The sequence below is a fragment of the Kutzneria sp. NPDC051319 genome, from assembly GCF_040682195.1.
GTDB lineage: Bacteria > Actinomycetota > Actinomycetes > Mycobacteriales > Pseudonocardiaceae > Kutzneria.
The window spans coordinates 188914-209193 of record NZ_JBFBAM010000007.1 but is presented as its reverse complement, the minus strand read 5'-3'; the positions used below and the strand labels follow the sequence as shown (position 1 = coordinate 209193).

Below are 20280 nucleotides of genomic sequence, written 5' to 3'. Positions count from 1 at the left end.
CCCTCACGAGGACCTCCCCCGGCCCGTGTGACCAGCCACGACGGACTTGACCTCCAGCGCGATGGAGGCCGTACGGTCCGGAAAATCGGATGTCCGATGTCAGGGGTCCTACGTATGGTCGGGGTGAAACTCGAAGGGGGATTGTCGAATGAGTGACGACGGAGCCCAGTCCGTCACCCACCGCTCATCCTTCGCCACGCTGAGCAGGCTGTGGCCCTATGTGCGTCCGGTGCGACTGGAACTGCTCGCCTCACTGGCGGCGGCGCTGGGCGCGATGCTGGCCGGACTGTCTATTCCGCTGGTCATCCAGCAGATCATCGACGGCCCGGTCGCGCGCGGCGAGCTGTCGGAGCTGCCCTGGCTGGTGGGTCTGGTGCTGGTCCTCGGCGTCGCCGAGGCGGTCCTGTTCTACGCGCGGCGGCGACTCAACGTCCGGCCGAGCACCACGGTGGAGATGCGGCTACGCGAGGACATCTACCACCAACTGCAACGACTGCCGGTCGCGTTCCACGACAAGTGGCAGTCGGGGCAGCTGTTGTCCCGTGCCGTGAACGACCTGAGCACATTGCGACGGTTCATCGCATTCGCGGCGATCTTCCTGGTGGTCAACGCGACCGTCCTGGTGGTGGGGGTCGGCGTGCTGCTCACGCTGTCGCCGCTGCTGGGCCTGATCGTGATCGCCTGCGGCGCGCCGCTGGTGGTGCTGTCCTATCTGTTCGAGACCAAGTACAAGATCTACGCCCGCAGGGCCCAGGATCTCCAGGGCGACCTGGCCAGCACCGTGGAGGAATCGGTGCTGGGCATCCGCGTGCTCAAGGCCTTCGGCCGCGGCCGGAACATGACGAAGTCGTTCATGGCCCAGGCCCGGTCGCTGCGCGGGGCGGAGCTGAGCAAGGTCCGCGTGATGGCCGCGCTGTGGGCGGTGTTGGTGAGCCTGCCTGAACTGGCCATCGCCGGTCAGCTGGCGATCGGCGGCATCGGCATCGCCAACGGCACCCTGACCGCGGGCACCCTGGTCGCCGCGATCACCGTCGCCACGTACCTGCGCTGGCCGTTCGACTCGATCGGCTGGCTGCTGGCCGAGACCAACATGGCGGCCTCGGCCTGCGACCGGTACTGGGAGGTCCGCGACGAGATCAACCCGCTCGTCGAGCCCGAACATCCCCGCGAGCTCCCGGAGCACGTCCACGGCTACCTGAGGTTCGAGGACGTGCACTTCGCCTACGACGGCGGCCAGCGCGAGGTGCTCAAGGGCATCGACCTGGAGGTCCGTCCCGGTGAGACGGTGGCGCTGGTCGGCAGCACCGGCTCGGGCAAGACGGCGCTGACCGCGCTGGTGGCCCGGCTGGCCGATGTCACCGGCGGCCGCGTGACGGTGGACGGCATCGACGTCCGCGACCTGCGGATGAATGACCTGCGCCAGATCGTGGCCACGGCGTTCGAGGAGCCGGTGCTGTTCTCGGCCAGCGTGCGGGAGAACGTGGCCCTGGGCACGCCGGACGCCACCGACGAGGACGTGCACGAGGCGCTGCGGGTGGCGCAGGCCGAGGAGTTCGTCACGAAGCTGCCGTGGGGTATCGCGACCCGGGTCGGCGAGCAGGGCCTGTCCCTGTCCGGCGGCCAGCGGCAGCGGCTGGCCTTGGCCCGCGCGGTCGTCGGCCGGCCGGCGGTGCTGGTGCTGGACGACCCGCTGTCCGCATTGGACGTGCACACCGAGGGCGAGGTGGAGCGTGCGCTGCGACGCGTGCTGCACGACGTGACGGCGCTGGTCGTCGCGCACCGGCCCAGCACGGTCCAGCTGGCCGACCGGGTGGCGATGCTGGTGGACGGCCGGATCGCCGCCGTGGGAACGCATTCCGAGCTGATCGCCACCAACGCGGAGTACCGGCGACTGCTGTCCACATTGGACGAAGACGAGGACGAGGAGGTGGCGGTCTGATGAGCGCGCCGACAACTGCGACTCCGACCGACACCGACTGGCGCGGCGTCGCCGCGGAGGACATCGAGAACGTCGACAAGGTCGTCACGGCCCGGCTGCAGGCCCGGTCGCGACGGCTGCTGGTGTCGCTGCTGCGGCCGCACAAGTGGGCCGTGGCGCTGGCGCTGGTGTTCGTGCTGCTGGAGAACGGCGCGCAGCTGGCCGGCCCGCTGCTGGTCGCGGCGGCCATCGACAACGGCGTGACCGGCGTGGTCGCCGGCCATCCGGCGACGTTGGTCTGGTGCGTGCTGGGCTATGCCCTGTGCGGCCTGGCCAGCGCCGGCGCCAAGTTCTCGTTCGTGCGGCTGTCCGGCCGGGTTGGCCAGGACCTGCTGCTCGACCTGCGGCGCCGGGTGTTCCGGCACGTGCAGCGGCTTTCCCTGTCGTTCCACGAGTCCTACACCTCGGGCAAGATCATCTCGCGGCTCTCGTCCGATGTGGAGTCCATCGACGACCTGCTCGACATGGGCCTCGACGGGCTGCTCAGCTCGATCTTCACCGTGGTCGGCATCGCCGTCACGCTGCTGGTCCTCGACCTGCGGTTGGCCCTGGTGGTGCTGCTGGGCTTCGTCCCGGTGTATCTGGTGACGCGCTGGTTCCGGCGCAGTTCGCACAAGGCGTACCGGGCCACGACCACAGCCGTGGCCAAGGTGATCGTGCAGTTCGTGGAGACCATGAACGGGATCCGCGCGGTGCAGGCCTACCGGCGGCACGACCGCAACGAGCAGATCCTGCACGCGGTCAACGTCGAGTACCGGGACGCCAACAACCAGGCGTTCAAGGTGATGTCGCGGTTCACCGCCACCGTGCGGCTGGTCGGCAACGTGACCGTGGCCGTGGTGCTGGCCTGGGGCGCGCTGCGGGTCGTCGACGGCACCCTGCAGCTGGGTGTGCTGGCGGCGTTCACGCTGTACCTGCGCCGGCTCTACGACCCGCTGGACGACCTGGCCATGTTCGCCAACTCCTACTCGGCTGCGGTGGCCGCGCTGGAGAAGATCTCCGGCGTGCTGGAGGAGGAGCCGGCGGTGGCCGAGCCGACAGAGCCGACGGCGCTGCCCCATGAGGGACGGCGCGGCGAGCTGCGGTTCGAGGCCGTGGAGTTCCACTACGGGCCGGACACCCCGGTGGTGCTGCCGGAGTTCGACCTGCACGTGCCGGCCGGGCAGACCATCGCGGTGGTCGGCGCGACCGGCGCCGGCAAGTCGACGCTGGCCAAGCTGGTGGCCCGGTTCTACGACCCGTCGAAGGGCTCGGTGTCGCTGGACGGCGTGAACCTGCGCGAGGTGGCCGACGTCGACCTCCGGTCCGCGGTGACCATGGTGACGCAGGAGAACTTCCTGTTCGCCGGGTCGGTGGCCGACAACATCGTCATGGGTCGTCCGGACGCGACACGGGAGGACGTGGAGCGGGCGGCGGCCTCGGTCGGGGCGCACGAGTTCATCAGCGCCCTGCCGGAGGGCTACGACACCGACGTCCGCAAGCGCGGCGGCCGGCTGTCGGCGGGCCAGCGTCAGCTGGTGGCGTTCGCCCGTGCGCTGCTGGCCGACCCGTCGGTGCTGGTGCTCGACGAGGCGACGTCCAGCCTGGACGTGCCGACCGAGCGGGCGGTGCAGGCGGCGCTGGAGACGGTGCTGGCCGACCGCACGGCCCTGATCATCGCCCACCGCCTGTCGACGGTCCTGATCGCCGACCGGGTCCTGGTGGTCGACAACGGCCGCATAGTCGAGGACGGCTCCCCCGCCGACCTCATCGGCCAGTCCGGCCGCTTCGCCCGCCTCCACGAAGCCTGGATGGAATCCCTGGCCTGACAGAACGCGAGTCACGTTCTCGGGCTTGAGAGTCACGTTCTCGGGACACACCCACCCAACGCACCACGGTGGAAACGTCCCGAGAACGTGACTCGCGGTGCCCGAGAGCGTGACTCGCGGGGGTTTACGTAGCAGGGCCTAGGAGGCTGAGGAGGAGTACCAGCCAGGCCAGGCCGAGGCCGCAGGTGACGCCGAGGGCTACCCAGCGCCAGATGGGGACGTCGCGGGCCAGCCAGACGGACGGGGACAGGCCGCCGATGATCACCACGTTGGCGATCACCGCCAGCCACAGGCTGGCCTGGGCCAGCGCGAAGGACAGGGTCGTCACGGCGATGGTGATCATGGCGGCGACGATGACGGTGACCGTGAGGCCGGTGGCCCAGGGCGTCGGCTCCCGGCGTGGGAAGTCCTCGACGACCCCCTCGTCGGGCTCCTCGACCGGCGGCGCGGCCAGCACGGCCGGCTCCACCTCGACCATGCGCCCGGACACCGGGTCCGCGTAGTCGATGGGCAGCCCCAGCTCGGTGGCCAGCCGCCCGGCCAGCTGCCGGCCCCGTCGGGTGACCAGGTCACCGGCTGTCCCGCCGACCGGCTGGTGGTCGTTGGGCACGAGCGCCCGCGCGACCTCGGCCCACTCGTGCAGCGCGGCGGTCAGGTCGGACGGCAGCGCCAGCGACCGGGGGTCGACCTCACGCAGCTGGGTGCCGTCGTGGCCGACGAGCACGGCTTTGCCCGCTCGCGCGTGAAGCTGCACGATCGTCTCCTCCGACCCGTCGGCGCCTGCCTGGTCGACGGTACTCACGACACCCCCAACGCGTGAAACGCCACGGCGGCCGCGGTGGCGACATTCAGCGAATCCACACCCGAGGCCATAGGGATCCGGACCGCGACGTCGGCCGCGTCGATGGCCTCATCGGTCAGCCCGGGCCCCTCGGACCCCAGCAGCAGCGCGACCTTCTCCCCCGCAAGCTTGCAGTCGCGCAGGTCGACGGCGTCGGCTCGCGGCGTCAACGCGGCTACGGTGAAGCCGTTGGCGCGCAACAGATCCAGCCCCGACGGCCACGGGCGCAGGTCCGCGAACGGCACCCGCAGCACGTGCCCCATCGACACCCGCACGCTGCGTCGGTACAGCGGATCCGAGCAGCCCGCGCCCAGCAGCACCCCGTCCACGCTCAGCGCGGCGGCGTTGCGGAACAGCGCGCCGAGGTTCTCGTGGTCGCCGACGCCTTCCAGCACCGCCAACATCCGTGCGCCTTCAACCATTTCGGCGGGATCCGGCTGCGGGGCGCGATCCGCGGCCGCCAGGACACCCCGGTTCAGGTGAAAACCGACAATCTGGGCCATCAGGTCGGCCGACACGGCGTAGGCAGGGCCGTCGAAATCACCCAGATCGGGGACGAGCTCCTCGATCCGGCGGCGGATGCCGAGTAGGCCACGCAGCGGGTACGGGGAATCCAGCAGCCTGCGCACGACGATGACGCCCTCGGCGATCACCAGGCCGCGCCCGCCGGGCCGGTCCGGCCGCCGGTCGGCGGTGGACAGGTCGCGGAAGTCGTCCAGCCTGGCGTCCGAGGGGTCGTCGATCTCGATCACCTGCGGCACGCCACGCAGTCTCTCACTGTTCGCCCATACCATGTTTCCCGTTCGCCAGGTGTGGTAATCCCAGGCCTCCTACCAGCGCATTCTCACCGGAAGTTATGCCAATGTGACAGAGAGCACCGATTTGGCCGATGGGCAGGGTCAAACCCGTTGTGTCACCGTGGGCATTCGCTTCAGGCGCTCGGGGAACCCGGGCAGACCGAAGTGGGAGGCGGCATGGGCAAGGACGTGTCCGACCGAACATTCAGCCGGGAGGACCGCCAGCGTTACCGCGAGAAGGTGCAGCGCTGTCTGGACGCGTTGGCCAGGATGCTCACGGATGACGTGTTCTCGTTCCCCCAGCAACAGATGGGGTTGGAGATCGAGCTGAACCTGGTCGACGAGAAGCTGCGACCGGCGATGACGAACTCCGTGGTGCTGGAGAAGATCGACGATCCCTCCTTCACCACCGAACTCAGCCAGCACAACCTGGAGATCAACGTGCCGCCCCGGCCCCTGGCCGGCAACGAGGCCGTCGACCTGGAACAGGAGCTGCGTCGGACGTTCGACAACGCCGACACCAAGGCGAAGGACGCGGGCGCGGCGATCGTGCTGATCGGGGTGCTGCCGACACTGCGGCGCGAGCACTTCGATCCACGCTGGCTGACCAGCAATCGACGCTACACGGTGCTCAACGACGAGATCTTCGCCGCGCGCGGCGAGGAAATGGTGCTGCACATGGAGGGTTCGCCGATGCCGGGCGGCGAGCCGGAGCGACTGCGCAGCTACGCGGAGTCCATTCTGCCGGAGGCGGCCTGCACGTCCGTGCAGCTGCATCTGCAGGTGCAGCCGGACGACTTCGCCGCGCACTGGAACGCGGCGCAGTGCCTGGCCGGCGTGCAGGTGGCACTGGCCGCCAACTCGCCTTTCCTGCTGGGCAAGGCGTTGTGGCACGAGACCCGGATTCCGCTGTTCCAGCAGGCCACCGACACCCGGCCGCAGGAGCTGCAGAACCAGGGCGTGCGGCCGCGGGTCTGGTTCGGCGAGCGCTGGATCACCTCGATCTTCGACCTGTTCGAGGAGAACGTGCGCTACTTCCAGGGCCTGCTGCCGGTGATCGACGACGAGGACCCGCTCGCCGAGCTGGCCGCCGGCCGCGCGCCGCAGCTGTCGGAACTGCGGCTGCACAACGGAACGGTGTGGCGGTGGAACCGTCCGGTGTACGACCTGGTCGACGGCGTGCCGCACCTGCGGGTGGAGAACCGGGTGCTGCCGGCCGGACCGACCATTGTGGACATTCTGGCCAACGCCGCGTTCTTCTACGGCGCGCAGCGGGCACTGGCCACCCAGGAACGTCCGTTGTGGACGCAGATGTCGTTCCAGGCGGCCGAGGAGAACCTGTACTCGGGCGCGCGGCACGGCATGGGCGCCCAGCTTTACTGGCCGGGCATCGGCTGGGTGCCGCCGGACGAGCTCGTGTTGCGACGGCTGCTGCCGATGGCCCATGAGGGCCTGCGCGACCTGGGCGTCTCCGACGCGGCCCGCGAGCGGTATCTCGGCATCATCGAGCAGCGCTGCGTGGCTCGGCGCACCGGCTCGTCGTGGCAGCGGGAGACCGTCGCGCAGCTGGAGCAGCGCGGCGCCGACCGCGAGGCGGCGCTGGTCGGGATGCTGCGTCGGTACATCGACCTGATGCACGCCGGCGAACCCGTGCACACCTGGCCGGTCTGGTAGCCACCGAGGCCCCGCCGTTCCCGGCGGGGCCTCGGCCCGTCTTCAGGCCGTGTAGGCCTGCACCGACGACGTGAGCCGCGTGAGCAGGTCGCGCAGGACGCCGAACTCCTCTTCCTTCAGCCCCATCGCGGTGCCGATGACCGGCGGCACGGACAGCGCCCGGTCGCGCAGCGCCGCACCCTCGTCGGTCAGCGCGACGGCCACCGAGCGTTCGTCGTCGGCCCGCCGGGTCCGGCGCACCAGCCCATTGGCCTCCAGCCGCTTGAGCAGCGGCGACAGCGTGCCGTAGTCCAGCTGCAACGCGTTGCCGAGGTCCTTGACCGGGCTGGTGCCGTGCTCCCACAACACGAGCAACACCAGGTACTGCGGATAGGTCAGCCCCAGCTCGTCCAGCATCGGCCGATACAGGGCGGTGACCGATCTGCTGGCGGCGTACAGCGAGAAACACAGCTGATCCTTCAGCAGCAAGGGGTTGTCCGTGTCGTCCATGCCACAATCATAACTTGTCAACTTAAGTTGTGCACGATCTAAGTGGACGCTACTGTTCGCGGCGTCAGGTCAGGGACCAAGCAGCAGGAGGAAGCCATGAGCGTCGTTCTGGAGCCGGCCGCCAAGGAGTTCGCCGAGGCCACCGCCAACCCGCCGTACCTGGCCGACCTCGGCCCGGTCGAGGGCCGCCGGACCGTCGACGAGGTGCAGGCCGGTCCGATCGACAAACCCGAGGTCGACGCCGAGGAGCTGACCGTCGACGGCGTGCCGGTGCGGATCACCCGGCCCGTCGGCGCGACCGGCCCGCTGCCGGTGGTGATCTACATCCACGGCGCCGGCTGGGTGTTCGGCAACGCCCACACCCACGACCGGCTGGTGCGCGAACTGACCGTGAAGACGGGCGCGGCCGTGGTGTTCCCGGAATACAGCCTGTCGCCCGAGGCCCGCTATCCCGTGGCCATCAACCAGAACTACGCCGTGGCCAAGTGGGTCTTCGAGCACGGCGCCGAGCACAACCTGGACGCCGCCCGCGTGGCCGTGGCCGGCGACTCGGTCGGCGGCAACATGACCGCCGCGCTGACGCTGATGGCCAAGCAGACCGGCGAGTTCTCGTTCAGGCAGCAGGTGCTGTTCTACCCGGTCACCGATGCCGCCTTCGACACCGAGTCGTACCGCCAGTTCGCCGAGGGCTACTTCCTGCGCCGCGACGCCATGCAGTGGTTCTGGGACCAGTACACGACCGACGAGGCCCAGCGGGCCGAGATCACCGCTTCGCCGCTGCGGGCCACCGTTGATCAGCTCCGCGACCTGCCGCCCGCCCTGGTGATCACCGGCGAGGCCGACGTGTTGCGGGACGAGGGTGAGGCCTACGCGGCCAAGCTGCGTGAGGCCGGCGTGCCCGTGACCGCCGTCCGCTTCGGCGGCATCATCCACGACTTCGTGATGCTCAACGCGCTGCGTGGCACTCACGCCGCCGACGCCGCGATCGATCTGGCCGCCACGTTCCTGGCACGGGCCCTGGCCTGACGTGCGAGAAGGCCCCGGGTCTGCCGGACCCGGGGCCTTCTCTGTTCCCGAACTGACTGCCGCTCCCACCACGAAGCGGTTGAACTTAGGTTAGCCTTACCTTGTCTACGGCGCAACCCGTCTGACCTTCCCGAGGGCCACGAGCTCGACGACGATCACGATCGCCAGCGACTCCACCGCCAGCAGGCCCAGCAGCACGACCAGCTGCAACGCCCCCGCCAGCCATACTGGCGAGCCCCCGAGCAACATGCCGACAAAAGCCCCCGGAAGGGTGACCAGGCCGACCGTGCGGGTCTGGTCCAACGCCGGCAGCAGGGCATCGGCCGCCGGCTTGCGCACCAGCTCCCGGATCGCCACCGGCTCGGTGAACCCCAAGGCCAGCGCCGCCTCGTACTCCCCGTGCCGCTGCTTGAGGGTGTCCAGAACCCGGCGCACCGACAGGGTCGTGGCCGTCATGCCGCCGCCGATCAGGATGCCGCCCATCGGCACCAGGGCGATGCCCGTCACCGGCAGCAGACCCGAGCCCACCAGCAACGCCAGCGCCGGGATCACCCCCGCCACGATCGCCAGCCCCACCCAGGCGCCCCGCCGCCCCACGCCCGTCCGCGCCGCCGACGTCGCCGTCGCCACCACCGCCATGAGCAGCAGAAACGCCCCGGTCAGCCCCAGAGAGGCCAGCACCGCCGTGATCACCGCGGAGACGGCTGCCAGCTGCAGCACCGCCCGTCCAGCGGCGAGCACCACCGGCCACGGCGGCATCAGCCGCCCCGCCCACACCACCACCGCCGCTGCCGCCGTGAACACCACACACACGACCACCAGCGGCAGCCATCCCACCGACCCCGAGATCACAGACCCCATCTTGATGCAGGGAAGGACGCCTTACCCTCGTTCAACGCGGGTAAGGCGTCCTTCCCTGCATCAGGGGACCTCGGGGACGGTGCGGCGGCGGAGCAGGGAGCGGAGGCTGATGCCGCCGCGGCGCATGAGGATCAGCCCGCAGGCCAGCGTCGCCAGCACCGACACGATGCCGCCGGCGACGAACGGGGCCCGGCCGCCGAAGGCGTCGGCCAGCCAGCCGGTCAGCGGTCCGCCGATGGGGTTGCCGCCCAGGAAGACCAGCATGTACAGGCCCATCACGCGGCCACGCATCTGCGGCGACACGGACAGCTGCACGGTGCTGTTGGCGGTGGTCGTGAAGGTCATCAGCGCCATGCCGATGGGGATGAGCATCAGCCCGAAGGCCAGGTAGGTCGGCATCACCCCGAGCACGACCTCCAGCGCCCCGAACACCAGGCCGCCGATGAACAACATGCGCAGCCGGGGACGGCCGCGGGTGCTCCGGCGAGCGGCCATGGTGGCGCCGGACAGCGTGCCGACGGCGAGCATCGTGGACAGCAGGCCGTAGCCGTCGGCGTCCTGGTGGAAGACGTTGGCGGCGGCGACCGCGAGCGTGGTGAAGAAGGTCATGCCGAAGGTGCTGACCAGGAACACCAGGGTCATCAGCATCACGAGATCGGGGCGTCCGCGCACGTAGCGAAGGCCTTCGAGGAGCTGGCCCCGCTCACGCGGCGCGGGGGTGCCGCGGTGCAGCCGGGACGTGTCCATCAGGGCCAGTCCGGTCAGCACGCCGATGAAGCTGGCGAAGTTGCCGAGGAACACCCAGCCGGTGCCGATCAGCGTGATCAGCACGCCGGCGATGGCCGGCCCGACGATGCGGGCCAGGTTGAAGGTCATCGAGTTCAGCGCCACGGCGTTGGTGACCTGGGACTTGCCGACCATCTCGATCACGAACGACTGCCGGACCGGCGTCTCCACGGCGGAGAAGCAGCCGAGCACGAAGCAGAAGATGTAGACCTGCCACAGCTGCGCCACGCCCGTGACGTCGAGCAGGCCGAGGCCGAGGGCGCAGACGCCCATCGAGCCCTGCAACAGCATCAGCAGCTTGCGCTTGTCCAGCCGGTCGGCCAGCACGCCGGCCCACAGCGACAGGAACAGCGTCGGTAGGAACTGGAGGGCGGCGGCGATGCCCAGCGCGATCGGGTCCTTGCCGGACAGCTCCAGGACCAGCCAGTCCTGGGCGACGCGCTGCATCCAGGTGCCGATCAGCGAGACGATCTGCCCGCTGGCGAACAGCCGGTAGTTGCGTTCACGCAGCGAACCGAACATTCCGGTTGTGCGCGGGGTTTCCGAGGTGTGCTTCTGCCCTGTTCCGGTGCTCCCCGCGTATGCCGGCACTTCGTCCGCCGCCCCCTTTACTGGCCCGCCATCCGGTCGATGATCTCGGCCGCCCTGGCGAGCAGCTCCCGATCGTCGTCGTCCAATTCCGCGAGCCGCGAGTCCAGCCAGGCTTCCCTGGCCGACACCTCGGCCCGCAGATAGGCGGTGCCCTGTTCGGTCAGCTCGACGATGGCCTGCCGGCCGTCGGTCGGGTGTGGGCGCCGGGACACGAAGCCGTAGTCCTCCAACGCCGCGATCACCCGCGTCATCGACGGGGGCTGGACACCCTCCTTCGCGGCCAGCTCGCCCGGGGTCAGCGGCCCGCACTTGCGCAGCGCGGACAGGGCCGAGACCTGGGTCAGCGTGACCGACGAATTGGTGCGCTGGGCCCGCAGCCGACGGTTGAGCCGCACCACGGCCAGCCGCAGGCGGCTGGCCAGCGACGGCTCGTTCGGCTCGGGTTCCGCCATGTAGTTAGCATACCTCACTAACTACCGGCCAGGGCCGACTCGATGGGCCCCACCGCGAAGTACGCGACGAACGCCACAGCCACCACCCACATCAGCGGATGCACCTTGCGGGCCCCGCCGGTGGCCACCGCCAGCAGCACGTAGCTGATGAAGCCGGCCCCGATGCCGTTGGCGATCGAGTACGTGAACGGCATCACCACGATGGTCAGGAAGGCCGGCAGGGCGATCCGGAAGTCGGTGAAGTCGATGCCGCTGGCCTGCCTGATCATCATCGCGCCGACGATCACCAGGGCCGGCGCGGCCGCCTCCACCGGCACCACCTGGTACAGCGGCGTCAGGAACATCGCGGCCAGGAACAGCAGGCCGGTGACGATGTTGGCCAGGCCCGTGCGGGCGCCTTCCGCGATGCCCGACGCCGACTCCACGAAGACCGTGTTCGAGCTGGCCGAGCCCAGGCCGCCGGCCGCGCCGGCCAGACCCTCCACGAACAACGCGCGGCCGACCTGCGGCAGCTGGCCGTCGTCACGCAGCAGGTTGGCCTCCTTGCCCAGGCCGGTCATCGTGCCCATGGCGTCGAAGAAATCGGCCAGCACCAGCGTGAACACCAGCAACAGGACCGTGATCGCCGGCAGCCGGGTCCAGGCGCCGAACGAGACGTGGCCGACCAGCGAGAGGTCCGGCAGGCCGAGGATCTGCTGCGGCAGCGCCGGGTAGCCCAGGTCCCAGCCCAGCGGGTTGGTGCCGTTGGACGGGCCGGCGTGGAAGATCGCCTCGACGACGATGGCCAGGATGGTCGTGCCCAGCACGCCGATCAGGATCGCGCCCTTGACCTTGCGGGCCACCAGGATGCCGGTCAGCACCAGGCCGATCACGAACACGAACGTCGGCCAGGACGCGATCGAGCCGTTGATGCCCAGGCCCACCGGCACCGTCGTGTGGTCCGCGTCCGGCAGCCGCCGCACGAAGCCGGCGTCGACCAGGCCGATCAGTGCGATGAACATGCCGATGCCCACCGCGATCGCCGACTTCAGCGCCGCCGGCACCGCGTTGAACACCGCCGTGCGGAAGCCGGTGAAGACCAGCAGCACGATGATCAGGCCCTCGACCAGGACCAGGCCCATCGCCTCCGGCCAGGTCACCTGCGGGGCGATCGTCACCGCCACCAGGCTGTTCAGGCCCAGTCCGGTGGCCAGGGCGAACGGGTAGTTGGCCAGCAGGCCCATCAGGATCGTCATCACGCCCGCGACCAGCGCCGTGACCGCCGCCACCTGCGGGACCGGCAGGATGCCGCCCAGCACGTCCTTGTGCGCGCCCGGGTCGCTCGCCGAGAAGCTGCCGATGATCAGCGGGTTGAGCACCACGATGTAGGCCATCGCGACAAAGGTCACCAGGCCGCCGCGGAGCTCCCGCCCGATCGACGAGCCACGTTCGCTGATCTTGAAGAACTGGTCAAGCCCGTTCGCCCTCATGGCGCGGTAGCCTGCCTGACGTGGCCGACAAGTCCAAAGAGGAGCCCGGTAACGAGTTGGTTGCCGCTCCCACCCCACCGCCCCTGCCGCGGTCGCTGACCGACCCCGTGCCGGTCGTCGTCGTCGGCACCGTCGTGTTCCTCGTCGCCTTTGTCATCATGCTGCTCGTCGGCGCCCCCGCGCTGTGGACCTGGTCCTGCCTGGCCGGCTTCGGCCTGGGCTTTGTCGGATACGGCGTCTTCCGCTGGCAGCGCTCCGCCGCCCGCCGCGGCTCCCGCACCGCCCAGGAGGGCCTGCTCTAGACCGGCCTGACGTCGATGTCGTCGAGCCTTTCCGGGTCCGCGATCACGTCGTAGGCCGTGACCTTCCCGCCGCTGACCGTGATGGCCAGAATCAGCCGCAAGTGTCCGTTCGGCGCGACGACCGCGCCCGTCCTGCCGCCCACCAGGGCAGGCTCCGCGTAGGCCGCCCGCTTGCCCAGCACGAGCATCTCCCGCGCCACGTTCTCCCGGCCCCGGACCACCGTCGCCCGCCCCGTCGGCAGGGCCTTCGCGTCGGCCGTTCGGACCACGTCCGGCGCCAGGACTTCGAGCAGCGCCTCCAGGTCGCCCTCCCGTGACGCCTTGAGGAACGCCTCCACGACGGCCTTGTCGGCCGGTGCCATCGGCTCGACGCCTCGGACCCGGTGGCGGGCCCGGCTGGCCAGCTTCTTCGTCGTCGCCGTCGTCCGGTCGACAACGGCCGCGATCTCCTCGAACGGCACCGCGAACAAGTCGTGCAGGACGAACGCCACCCGTTCCGCCGGGCTCAGCCGGTCCAGCACCACCAGCATCGCCCGGCCGACCTCGTCGACCAGCAGCGCTTCCCGCTCCGGGCCCTCCACCTCGGCCGGCGGGTGCCAGTCGATCGGCTCCTCGCGCTTGGCCCTGCGGCTGCGCAGCATGTCCAGGCTGATCCTGGACACCACCGTGCGCAGCCAGCTCTCCAGGTTGTCGATGCCGTCGGCCTTGGTGAACCGCAGCCAGGTCTCCTGCACGGCGTCGTCCGCCTCCGCCGTCGAGCCCAGCACCCGGCCGGCCACCGCCCGCAGCAGCGGCCGGTGCGCCTCGAACCGTTCAGCGTCCATCGGTCACCTTTCCCCGTCGCGATCCGTCTGTGTCGTGCCACCGACCGACCGACGCTCCAGGGAGTCCTTGATGAGCCAGGGTAGCGCCTTGCTGCGCCCCGTGACCTTGGGTGATCTGACGCTGCCCAACCGCGTGGTGATGGCCCCCACCACCCGCTGCCGCGGCTCCGTGCCGTCCCCCTTGCACGCCTTGCACTACGCCCGCCGCGCCTCCGCCGGGCTGATCATCGCCGAGGGCACCCTGATCAGCCCTCAGCCCGTCCCTTTCGTAGGCGTGCCCGGTCTTTTCTCCGACGCGCAGGTCGCCGGCTGGCGTCGCGTCACCGACCTCGTGCACTCCCTCGGCGGCCGGATCATGGTCCAGCTCTGGCACGCCGGCCTGCGCCCCCTGTCCTCGACCGAGATCGCTTCCACCATCACCGACTACCGTTGCGCCGCTGCGAATGCCGTCCGCGCCGGCTTCGACGGCGTCGAGATCGCCGCCAACGGCACCTACCTCGTCGCCCAGTTCCTCAACCCCCGCCTCAACCGCCGCACCGACGCCTACCGCTCCCCTTCCCTGCTGTTGCTCCACATCCTCGACGCCGTCCACTCGGTGTGCCCCCGCGTCGGCGTCCGCCTCTCGCCTTACTGGCTCCCCACCGACAGCACTCCCCCGTGCCCCGCCTACTTCCCTTCCGGGGCCACCCTCTCCGTCTACGACGACCTCGTCCCGCAGCTCACTTCCCTTGCCTACCTACACCTGCGCGGCCCCGCTTTGTTCTCCCCCGACGCCTTTTCCCGCTACCGCAAGCTCTTCCCCGGCTTCTTCATCGCCAACAACGGCTTCTCCGCCGCCACCGCCTCCGACGCCATCGACTCCGACCTCGCCGACGCCGTCTCCTTCGCCCGCCACTTCATCGCCAACCCCGACCTGGTGACACGGTTCGCCCTCGACCAGGAACTGTCCTTGGCCGACAAGGCCTTCAACTACGCGGGCGGCCCCGAGGGCTACGTGACATGACAGGCGCCGTCCCTCGACGGCGACGTATCAGCGCTCCGTCGGTCGCTTGCTCAACTGGCTCATCGGTGACCCACCAGGCGACGGGGTAGCGGGTGTCGCCGCGGCGGACGGAGAGCTCGTCGTAGACGACCACGAGGCCCTCCGGGACGGGGCGGTCGAGGAGCTCGCTGGCGGCGACGACGGCGCCGAGGTCGGACCAGCTGACGGGCTGGCCGTTGCCGATGAGGGCGTCGGCGTCGACCTCGTCGATGGTGAGCGGACCGCCGCCGTCCGGAGGTGTGCCGACCAACACCAGCTCGTAGGCGCTCGAATCGCCGACGAAGTGCAGGGTGTCGTCCTCCGTCTTGTTGAACGGGTCGTGCCGCTCGACCACGACGTCGGGAACCTGGACTCGCAGCTCGTCGAGCACGGCGTCGAGCACGCCGCCGGTACGGTCGGCCGGGCCCCAGGGTCGGCCGCGAAAGGAGGTCTCGGCATGACACCGATCATGCCCGTTCGCCGCGCTGCTAGCCCTGGTAGTCCTCGAACTCGTGGTGGCCGTACCGGCTGAGCTTCTCGGTGACCTCGCTCCAGGTGGCGCCGGTGCACTGGTTGACCAGGCGCTCGAAGCAGGCACGAATGGTCGGCCAGTGGAAGCGGTCGACGATCACCAGGTGGCGCCCGTTCAGGGGCCCGCTCTCACGCACCCGGTCGGCGAGCCAGGCCGGGGTGCAGACCTCGAAGTCGAACGACTCCTCGCCGGGACCGTCGTTCGGCCCGGCGAGCAGCTGGACGAGGAACATGAAGTTCGCCGGGTCTTCGGGGGCGTAGGTGTCGACGTCGATGTCCGGGGTGTGGAGATAACGGATCTCGGCGCGGTCGGTCATGACAGGTAGGTCGCGGCGGTGGGGTCGTCGAGGAGGGCGGCGAGGAGGTGGCGGTCGTGCCAGCGGTCGACGGCCCAGGCCAGCGCGCGGGAGAGGCCGGCCGGGGTGTCCTCGGCGTGGACGACGCCGTCCTCGGTGACCCACCAGGCGACGGGGTAGCGGGTGTCGCCGCGGCGGACGGCGAGCTCGTCGTAGACGACCACGAGGCCCTCCGGGACGGGGCGGTCGAGGAGCTCGCTGGCGGCGACGACGGCGCCGAGGTCGGACCAGCTGACGGGCTGGCCGTTGCCGATAAGGGCGTCGGCGTCAACCTCGTCGGCGGCCAAGGGGAGGTCGAGGAGCTCGGCGAGGGGCTCGGCGTCGTCGGGATCGGCGGCGACGACCTGGTCGGGGGTGAAAGCGGCGAGCAGCCAAGGGGAATCGAGCACGACGGTGTGCTCGCCGGAGACGGAGGCGCCGGACAGGGCCCGGACCCGCTCGTCGAGTTCGACGTCACCGGCGTCGACGGCGCCGGAGCGGACGGCCTCGGCCAACACGCCGTGGGCCCGCATGGCGACGCCGGAGGGCACATCCCGGGAGGGATCTCCCAAGCGCTGCAAGACATCCGTGACGTCGGCGGCGTCGGTGACGACCAAGGAGGCGCGAACACCGATGGCGGCCAACAGGTCCGTGCGAACGCCGACATCGGGGATGGGGTCGTAGACGCCGGCCAGGGCGTCGGCGTCGGGCAGACGCCACGAACGAGGCGAGGAGCCGGCGAGGCGGGCGTTGCGGGCCAGCCACCACGAGGTGTAGCCGCCGGGCAGCAGGATCGCTTGCCACGTCTCGGGTTCCGCGGCCAACAGGCGCAGTGCGTCGGGCCACTTGTCGTCGGCGACGAGATCGAGATCCCGCACGCCGGCGAAGGTCGAGGGCGGGTTGAGGTCGCCGTCGACGGCGGCCCACCACGCCTCTTCGTCGGCCAGCTCGTGATCGGGGCCGCCGGGCGAGTCGTCGAAGACCACCACGAACGAGTCGATCACGCCGACCGCGGCCAGCACGTCGGGCGTCCACCGCGACGCGAGGTCGTCGGCCAGCACGCCCAGCGGGGAGTCCTTGCCGATCACGTCGTCGGCCAGCACCTCACGTAGCGGGCTGGACGGCAGGATCAGCTCGTCGGCGTGCCGGAACTCGCCGTCGGAGTCGGGCAACGCCAGCGTGGCCAGCCACGGCCGCTCGCCACGACGGGCGCCGGTCGATTCGGTCAGCCACAGCACGAAGTCCACCAGCGAGGTGGTGTCCCCACCGGACTCGGCGTCGTCCATGCTCCGCTCGACCGCGGCCTGCATGGCGTCCAACAGATCGGCCGGGCCGGCCGACCGCGCGCCGAGTCGCTCCAGCAACCGGTGCACGGCCTCGGGATGCGCGACCCGCAGCCCGGTGACGTCCATTGTGGACAACTCGGCCAACGTCTCCGAGTCGAAGTCCGGCAGCAGCACGTCACGGGGACCGGTGACGGTCCGACCGTCGATCAGCGGCACGGGCAGGTTGCCGAGTTCCTCGCGGGCGGTGGAGTCCTGCTCCGCCACGGGGTCGAGCGCCGCGTACAGCCGGGCCCACCACGCGGGCTCACGGTCCTGACCGGAGATGATCGCCGACACCTCGGCCAGCCGAAGTCGCGGAACCTCAAGCGCGGCAAGCTGTCGGGCGTGCTCGGTGCCGGACAGCTCGGCCTTCGCCAGGCCGTCCACGATGTCGGCGAGCATGTCCGCCAGGTCCGGGGCGAGCACGTCCAGCACACGCGAACGGGCCGGGGTGCCGAAACCACCCTCCTGCAACGGAAGCCACACAGAGGTGCGCAACTCGGAGGTCACCAGCGCACGGAGTTGACCATCCACTTCGGACTTGGGGAAGTCCGGCAGCGGCACCAGCAGCGTGCGATGCTCCGGCTTCACGGCCAGCACCAGCTCGGAATACGCCCGCGCCGCGGCGGCCAGCACCGCGTCGGCCGCGGCACCCGGCATCAGCCGCCGACGCGACGCCTCGACCGGGATCGTCGCCAACAGCCGTGCCGGCAAGGAAAGCCGCTCGTCGGTCGGCGTCGGCGCGTGCAGCACGTCCTCGTCCAACGGACGGGGCACGCCTTCGTCGTCGATCGGCACCGCCCAGCACACGGCCCACTCCGGCCGCTGCCGCGCCTCGACGCCCAGCCCCTCGACCACGGCGGCATCGAGCTCGCCGGAGGAACGCCGCAGCAGCCACCGGACGCGTCCGGTCGGACCGTGCAGGACGACAGTGCCGTCCTCGTTGTCCTCGCGCCACCACGCCTGCTCGCCGACCTCGACGCGGCTCAGCCCGGGCAGCGCGATCAACAGATCCGGCGTCTCCGCGGCGCATTCGGCCAGCAGCTCGGCGGCGTCGACCTCGGGACGCAGCGGCAGCCGCACCTCGGTGTCGAAGCCCTCCGGCACCGGCGGCTCGTCGTCGGCGAGCGGCCACGCCAGCCGCAGCACCGGCACCGCGCCGTCGCGCTCGGCCACCTCGGGCAGGTCGCCGACGAGTTCTCGGGTCCGTGCGGCGGAAAAAGCCACGCCGCCGGTCGTGGACACCACGCGCGGCTCGTCAGAAACGGCCAGGACAGCGGCGAAGCCGACGCCGAACTGGCCGACGGTGAAGGCGCCGCGCTTGGCCGAGGCCCGTAACGACGCGAGCGCGGCCACCCCGGCCTCGGTCAGCGGCGCGCCGGTGTTGGCCGCACGCAGCTCGCCGTCCACAACGGACAGTCGGAGCACGCCCCCGGAGCCGGCCGCGTCCGCGGCGTTCTGCGCCAGCTCGACGAGCAGCCGGTCGCGGTAGCCGCCGAGGCGAAGGTCCTCCTCGGCGTTCGCGTCCTCACGGAACCGGGTCGGCGAGCCACGCCAGGCCTGGAGGACGGAAGTGCGAAGGTCAGTGACGCCGAAAACGCTCACTGCTCGACTTCGAGTTCCGCGTCGTCGTACACGAGCTCGGCCACGGGCACCGGCGAACCGGCGTCCACCTCGGCCTCGGAGTGCGCGCCGCAGCCGTACTCCACGTGCACGACGTGGCCGTCGGCGGGCGTGATCTCGTTCGTGCACACGCCGAACGCGGCGCCGAGACTGCCGGCGATCTGCTGGTAGAAGCCGCACGTGCCGCAGTGGGCGGGCGCGCTGCGGGCCATGTCGCTGCGCGGGCCGAAGTCGCTGTCCTCCCAGCGGCGCGCCGAGTCGAGGCGGCCGAACCGAGACAGCACCCGCACGCGGCCGAGGCCGACCTCAAGGGCCACCTCTTCCACCGCGGGGTCCTCGGACTCCAGGTAGCCGGGCGCCAGCCGGGCGTCGTCCGGAGTGGTCGGCATGAGGTCGCCGACGCCGAGGTCGCCCGCGCGGACCCGCTCGCCCCACGGCACCCAGTCGGGCGCCACGAGCGACTCGGGGCCGGGCAGCAACACGACCTCGCTGATCGTCACCGGGTCGTCGCTGCCGGTGGTGGTCGCGATGGTCACCGCCCACCGCCAGCCGTCGTAGCCGGGGTGCGATGCCTCGAACAGGTGTGTGACCGACGCCTCGTCCTCGGCGAGGACGCCGGTGTGCGGGCCGATCGGCTCGTCGCCGGCCTCCTGCTGGGCGGCGGCCCTGGCCAGCTCGACTACCGATGCGAGGACCGGATTCGGGTGCTGCTCACTGGTGGTCGGTGCGGTCACCCGTCGATTGTGCCGCACGCGGGGAACCTCGCCGCACACGTGTCACGCTCTTGAGATGCGCGCAGCCGTGCTGTTACTTGCCGTGGTGTTGCTCACGGGCTGTGCCAGCCCCGCCGGGCCCCCGCACCTGCGGGTGGAGGTGCTCGGCACGATGCCGCACGACACCTCGGCCTTCACGGAAGGTTACGAGCTGGCCGGCGGCGTGCTGTACGAGAGCACCGGGCTGCAGGGCTCGTCCACACTGCGTGCGGTCGACCCGAAGACCGGGCGGGTGCAGCGCAGCGTCGATCTGCCGGCCGAATACTTCGGCGAGGGCATCGCCGTGGTGGGGGACAGGATCTGGCAGCTGACCTGGCAGCAGAACGTGGCGATGCTGCGCGATCGGACCACCCTGGAGCAGCTGGGCACCGCCTCGTACCAGGACGAGGGCTGGGGCCTCTGCTACGACGGCAGGCGCCTGGTGATGAGCGACGGCACCTCGCTGCTGACCTTCCGCGACCCGAGGACCTTCGCCGTGACCGGGCACGTGCAGGTCGCTTACGAGGGCCGGCTCAACGAGCTGGAGTGCGTCGACGGCTCGGTCTGGGCCAACGTCTACCCCACGAAGACGATCATTCGGGTGGATCCGGCCAGCGGCGCCGTGCAGGGCGTCGCCGACCTCTCCGCGCTCGGCCCGACCGGCGACACCGCCGCTGACGACGTGCTCAACGGCATCTCGGTGGCGCCCACCCCCGGCGAATTCCTGGTCACGGGCAAGCGGTGGCCCCTTGCTTACCGGGTGAGGTTCACACGCGACGGCTCCTAGTGCGGCAG

General features: G+C 70.6%; 19 protein-coding genes. 7 read left to right on the top strand and 12 right to left on the bottom strand.

What is annotated here, in order from left to right; all coding sequences use genetic code 11:
* Nucleotides 1–148 precede the first annotated feature (148 nt).
* Both AB0M73_RS09475 and AB0M73_RS09470 read left to right on the top strand, forming a co-directional pair.
* Entirely contained in the window at nucleotides 149–1939 is a 1791-nt protein-coding gene (locus AB0M73_RS09475) for an ABC transporter ATP-binding protein (RefSeq protein WP_363889015.1), read from the top strand.
* Nucleotides 1939–3786, top strand: a complete 1848-nt coding sequence (locus AB0M73_RS09470) for an ABC transporter ATP-binding protein (RefSeq protein ID WP_363889012.1) — start codon at nucleotides 1939–1941, stop codon at nucleotides 3784–3786. Before AB0M73_RS09475 ends, AB0M73_RS09470 begins: the two co-directional genes overlap by 1 nt.
* Before the next feature lie 124 nt (nucleotides 3787–3910).
* On the opposite strand, the gene AB0M73_RS09465 is transcribed toward AB0M73_RS09470, so the two are convergent.
* Both AB0M73_RS09465 and AB0M73_RS09460 read right to left on the bottom strand, forming a co-directional pair.
* A complete protein-coding gene (locus tag AB0M73_RS09465; protein WP_363889008.1) occupies nucleotides 3911–4588 on the bottom strand; it encodes a DUF2537 domain-containing protein in 678 nt (225 codons plus the stop codon).
* Entirely contained in the window at nucleotides 4585–5388 is an 804-nt protein-coding gene (locus AB0M73_RS09460; protein WP_363889005.1) for an RNA methyltransferase, read from the bottom strand. Before AB0M73_RS09460 ends, AB0M73_RS09465 begins: the two co-directional genes overlap by 4 nt.
* Before the next feature lie 213 nt (nucleotides 5389–5601).
* Between AB0M73_RS09460 and AB0M73_RS09455 the strand changes: the two genes are divergently transcribed.
* On the top strand, nucleotides 5602–7098 hold the full coding sequence (locus AB0M73_RS09455; RefSeq protein ID WP_363889002.1) for a glutamate-cysteine ligase family protein: 1497 nt from the start codon (nucleotides 5602–5604) through the stop codon (nucleotides 7096–7098).
* 42 nt (nucleotides 7099–7140) lie between these two features.
* Here the strand turns inward: AB0M73_RS09455 and AB0M73_RS09450 are convergent, their stop codons facing one another.
* The gene (locus AB0M73_RS09450; RefSeq protein WP_043719570.1) at nucleotides 7141–7587 is read right to left on the bottom strand and encodes a MarR family transcriptional regulator; all 447 of its coding nucleotides are present in this window, start codon (nucleotides 7585–7587) and stop codon (nucleotides 7141–7143) included.
* Nucleotides 7588–7683: 96 nt separating this feature from the next.
* Between AB0M73_RS09450 and AB0M73_RS09445 the strand changes: the two genes are divergently transcribed.
* Complete coding sequence (locus tag AB0M73_RS09445; RefSeq protein ID WP_363888997.1) at nucleotides 7684–8613, top strand: alpha/beta hydrolase; 930 nt, start codon at nucleotides 7684–7686, stop codon at nucleotides 8611–8613.
* 105 nt (nucleotides 8614–8718) lie between these two features.
* On the opposite strand, the gene AB0M73_RS09440 is transcribed toward AB0M73_RS09445, so the two are convergent.
* From AB0M73_RS09440 to AB0M73_RS09425, 4 genes are read right to left on the bottom strand one after another with little or no spacing between them, the layout of a single operon-like run.
* Nucleotides 8719–9474 carry an ABC transporter permease gene (locus AB0M73_RS09440; protein ID WP_363888994.1) on the bottom strand — a complete coding sequence of 252 codons (756 nt, stop codon included), beginning with the start codon at nucleotides 9472–9474 and terminating at the stop codon, nucleotides 8719–8721.
* Nucleotides 9475–9534: 60 nt separating this feature from the next.
* Nucleotides 9535–10851 (bottom strand): MFS transporter, encoded by a 1317-nt coding sequence (locus AB0M73_RS09435; RefSeq protein ID WP_363888991.1) that lies wholly within the window; start codon nucleotides 10849–10851, stop codon nucleotides 9535–9537.
* 17 nt (nucleotides 10852–10868) lie between these two features.
* On the bottom strand, nucleotides 10869–11303 hold the full coding sequence (locus AB0M73_RS09430) for a MarR family transcriptional regulator (RefSeq protein WP_043719578.1): 435 nt from the start codon (nucleotides 11301–11303) through the stop codon (nucleotides 10869–10871).
* Between the two features lie 17 nt (nucleotides 11304–11320).
* The gene (locus tag AB0M73_RS09425; protein ID WP_363888987.1) at nucleotides 11321–12772 is read right to left on the bottom strand and encodes an NCS2 family permease; all 1452 of its coding nucleotides are present in this window, start codon (nucleotides 12770–12772) and stop codon (nucleotides 11321–11323) included.
* Between the two features lie 20 nt (nucleotides 12773–12792).
* Between AB0M73_RS09425 and AB0M73_RS09420 the strand changes: the two genes are divergently transcribed.
* On the top strand, nucleotides 12793–13074 hold the full coding sequence (locus AB0M73_RS09420; protein WP_363888984.1) for a DUF2530 domain-containing protein: 282 nt from the start codon (nucleotides 12793–12795) through the stop codon (nucleotides 13072–13074).
* Here AB0M73_RS09420 and AB0M73_RS09415 read toward each other — a convergent pair.
* The gene (locus tag AB0M73_RS09415) at nucleotides 13071–13898 is read right to left on the bottom strand and encodes a sigma-70 family RNA polymerase sigma factor (protein WP_363888981.1); all 828 of its coding nucleotides are present in this window, start codon (nucleotides 13896–13898) and stop codon (nucleotides 13071–13073) included. The two genes, AB0M73_RS09420 and AB0M73_RS09415, sit on opposite strands and share 4 nt — an antisense overlap.
* Nucleotides 13899–13968: 70 nt before the next feature.
* On the opposite strand from AB0M73_RS09415, the gene AB0M73_RS09410 reads away from it, so the two are divergent.
* A complete protein-coding gene (locus AB0M73_RS09410; protein WP_363888978.1) occupies nucleotides 13969–14901 on the top strand; it encodes an alkene reductase in 933 nt (310 codons plus the stop codon).
* On the opposite strand, the gene AB0M73_RS09405 is transcribed toward AB0M73_RS09410, so the two are convergent.
* From AB0M73_RS09405 to AB0M73_RS09390, 4 genes are all read right to left on the bottom strand, one after another.
* Entirely contained in the window at nucleotides 14864–15322 is a 459-nt protein-coding gene (locus AB0M73_RS09405) for a hypothetical protein (RefSeq protein WP_363888975.1), read from the bottom strand. The two genes, AB0M73_RS09410 and AB0M73_RS09405, sit on opposite strands and share 38 nt — an antisense overlap.
* Nucleotides 15323–15407: 85 nt before the next feature.
* Nucleotides 15408–15767: an immunity 8 family protein gene (locus tag AB0M73_RS09400; RefSeq protein WP_363888972.1), complete on the bottom strand. Its 360-nt coding sequence runs from the start codon at nucleotides 15765–15767 to the stop codon at nucleotides 15408–15410.
* Nucleotides 15764–18715, bottom strand: a complete 2952-nt coding sequence (locus tag AB0M73_RS09395) for a hypothetical protein (protein ID WP_363888970.1) — start codon at nucleotides 18713–18715, stop codon at nucleotides 15764–15766. Before AB0M73_RS09395 ends, AB0M73_RS09400 begins: the two co-directional genes overlap by 4 nt.
* Nucleotides 18712–19467 (bottom strand): DUF3027 domain-containing protein, encoded by a 756-nt coding sequence (locus AB0M73_RS09390; protein WP_363888967.1) that lies wholly within the window; start codon nucleotides 19465–19467, stop codon nucleotides 18712–18714. Before AB0M73_RS09390 ends, AB0M73_RS09395 begins: the two co-directional genes overlap by 4 nt.
* Nucleotides 19468–19522: 55 nt before the next feature.
* Here AB0M73_RS09390 and AB0M73_RS09385 point away from each other — a divergent pair, with 55 nt between their 5' ends.
* Nucleotides 19523–20272 (top strand): glutaminyl-peptide cyclotransferase, encoded by a 750-nt coding sequence (locus AB0M73_RS09385; RefSeq protein ID WP_363888964.1) that lies wholly within the window; start codon nucleotides 19523–19525, stop codon nucleotides 20270–20272.
* Nucleotides 20273–20280: the final 8 nt, after the last annotated feature.

Coding starts and splice junctions, on each gene's coding strand:
- AB0M73_RS09475 (WP_363889015.1), top strand. CDS start 149: ATGAGTGACGACGGAGCCCAGTCCGTCACCCACCGCTCATCCTTCGCC.
- AB0M73_RS09470 (WP_363889012.1), top strand. CDS start 1,939: ATGAGCGCGCCGACAACTGCGACTCCGACCGACACCGACTGGCGCGGC.
- AB0M73_RS09455 (WP_363889002.1), top strand. CDS start 5,602: ATGGGCAAGGACGTGTCCGACCGAACATTCAGCCGGGAGGACCGCCAG.
- AB0M73_RS09450 (WP_043719570.1), bottom strand. CDS start 7,587: ATGGACGACACGGACAACCCCTTGCTGCTGAAGGATCAGCTGTGTTTC.
- AB0M73_RS09445 (WP_363888997.1), top strand. CDS start 7,684: ATGAGCGTCGTTCTGGAGCCGGCCGCCAAGGAGTTCGCCGAGGCCACC.
- AB0M73_RS09440 (WP_363888994.1), bottom strand. CDS start 9,474: ATGGGGTCTGTGATCTCGGGGTCGGTGGGATGGCTGCCGCTGGTGGTC.
- AB0M73_RS09430 (WP_043719578.1), bottom strand. CDS start 11,303: ATGGCGGAACCCGAGCCGAACGAGCCGTCGCTGGCCAGCCGCCTGCGG.
- AB0M73_RS09425 (WP_363888987.1), bottom strand. CDS start 12,772: ATGAGGGCGAACGGGCTTGACCAGTTCTTCAAGATCAGCGAACGTGGC.
- AB0M73_RS09415 (WP_363888981.1), bottom strand. CDS start 13,898: ATGGACGCTGAACGGTTCGAGGCGCACCGGCCGCTGCTGCGGGCGGTG.
- AB0M73_RS09410 (WP_363888978.1), top strand. CDS start 13,969: ATGAGCCAGGGTAGCGCCTTGCTGCGCCCCGTGACCTTGGGTGATCTG.
- AB0M73_RS09400 (WP_363888972.1), bottom strand. CDS start 15,767: ATGACCGACCGCGCCGAGATCCGTTATCTCCACACCCCGGACATCGAC.
- AB0M73_RS09385 (WP_363888964.1), top strand. CDS start 19,523: ATGCGCGCAGCCGTGCTGTTACTTGCCGTGGTGTTGCTCACGGGCTGT.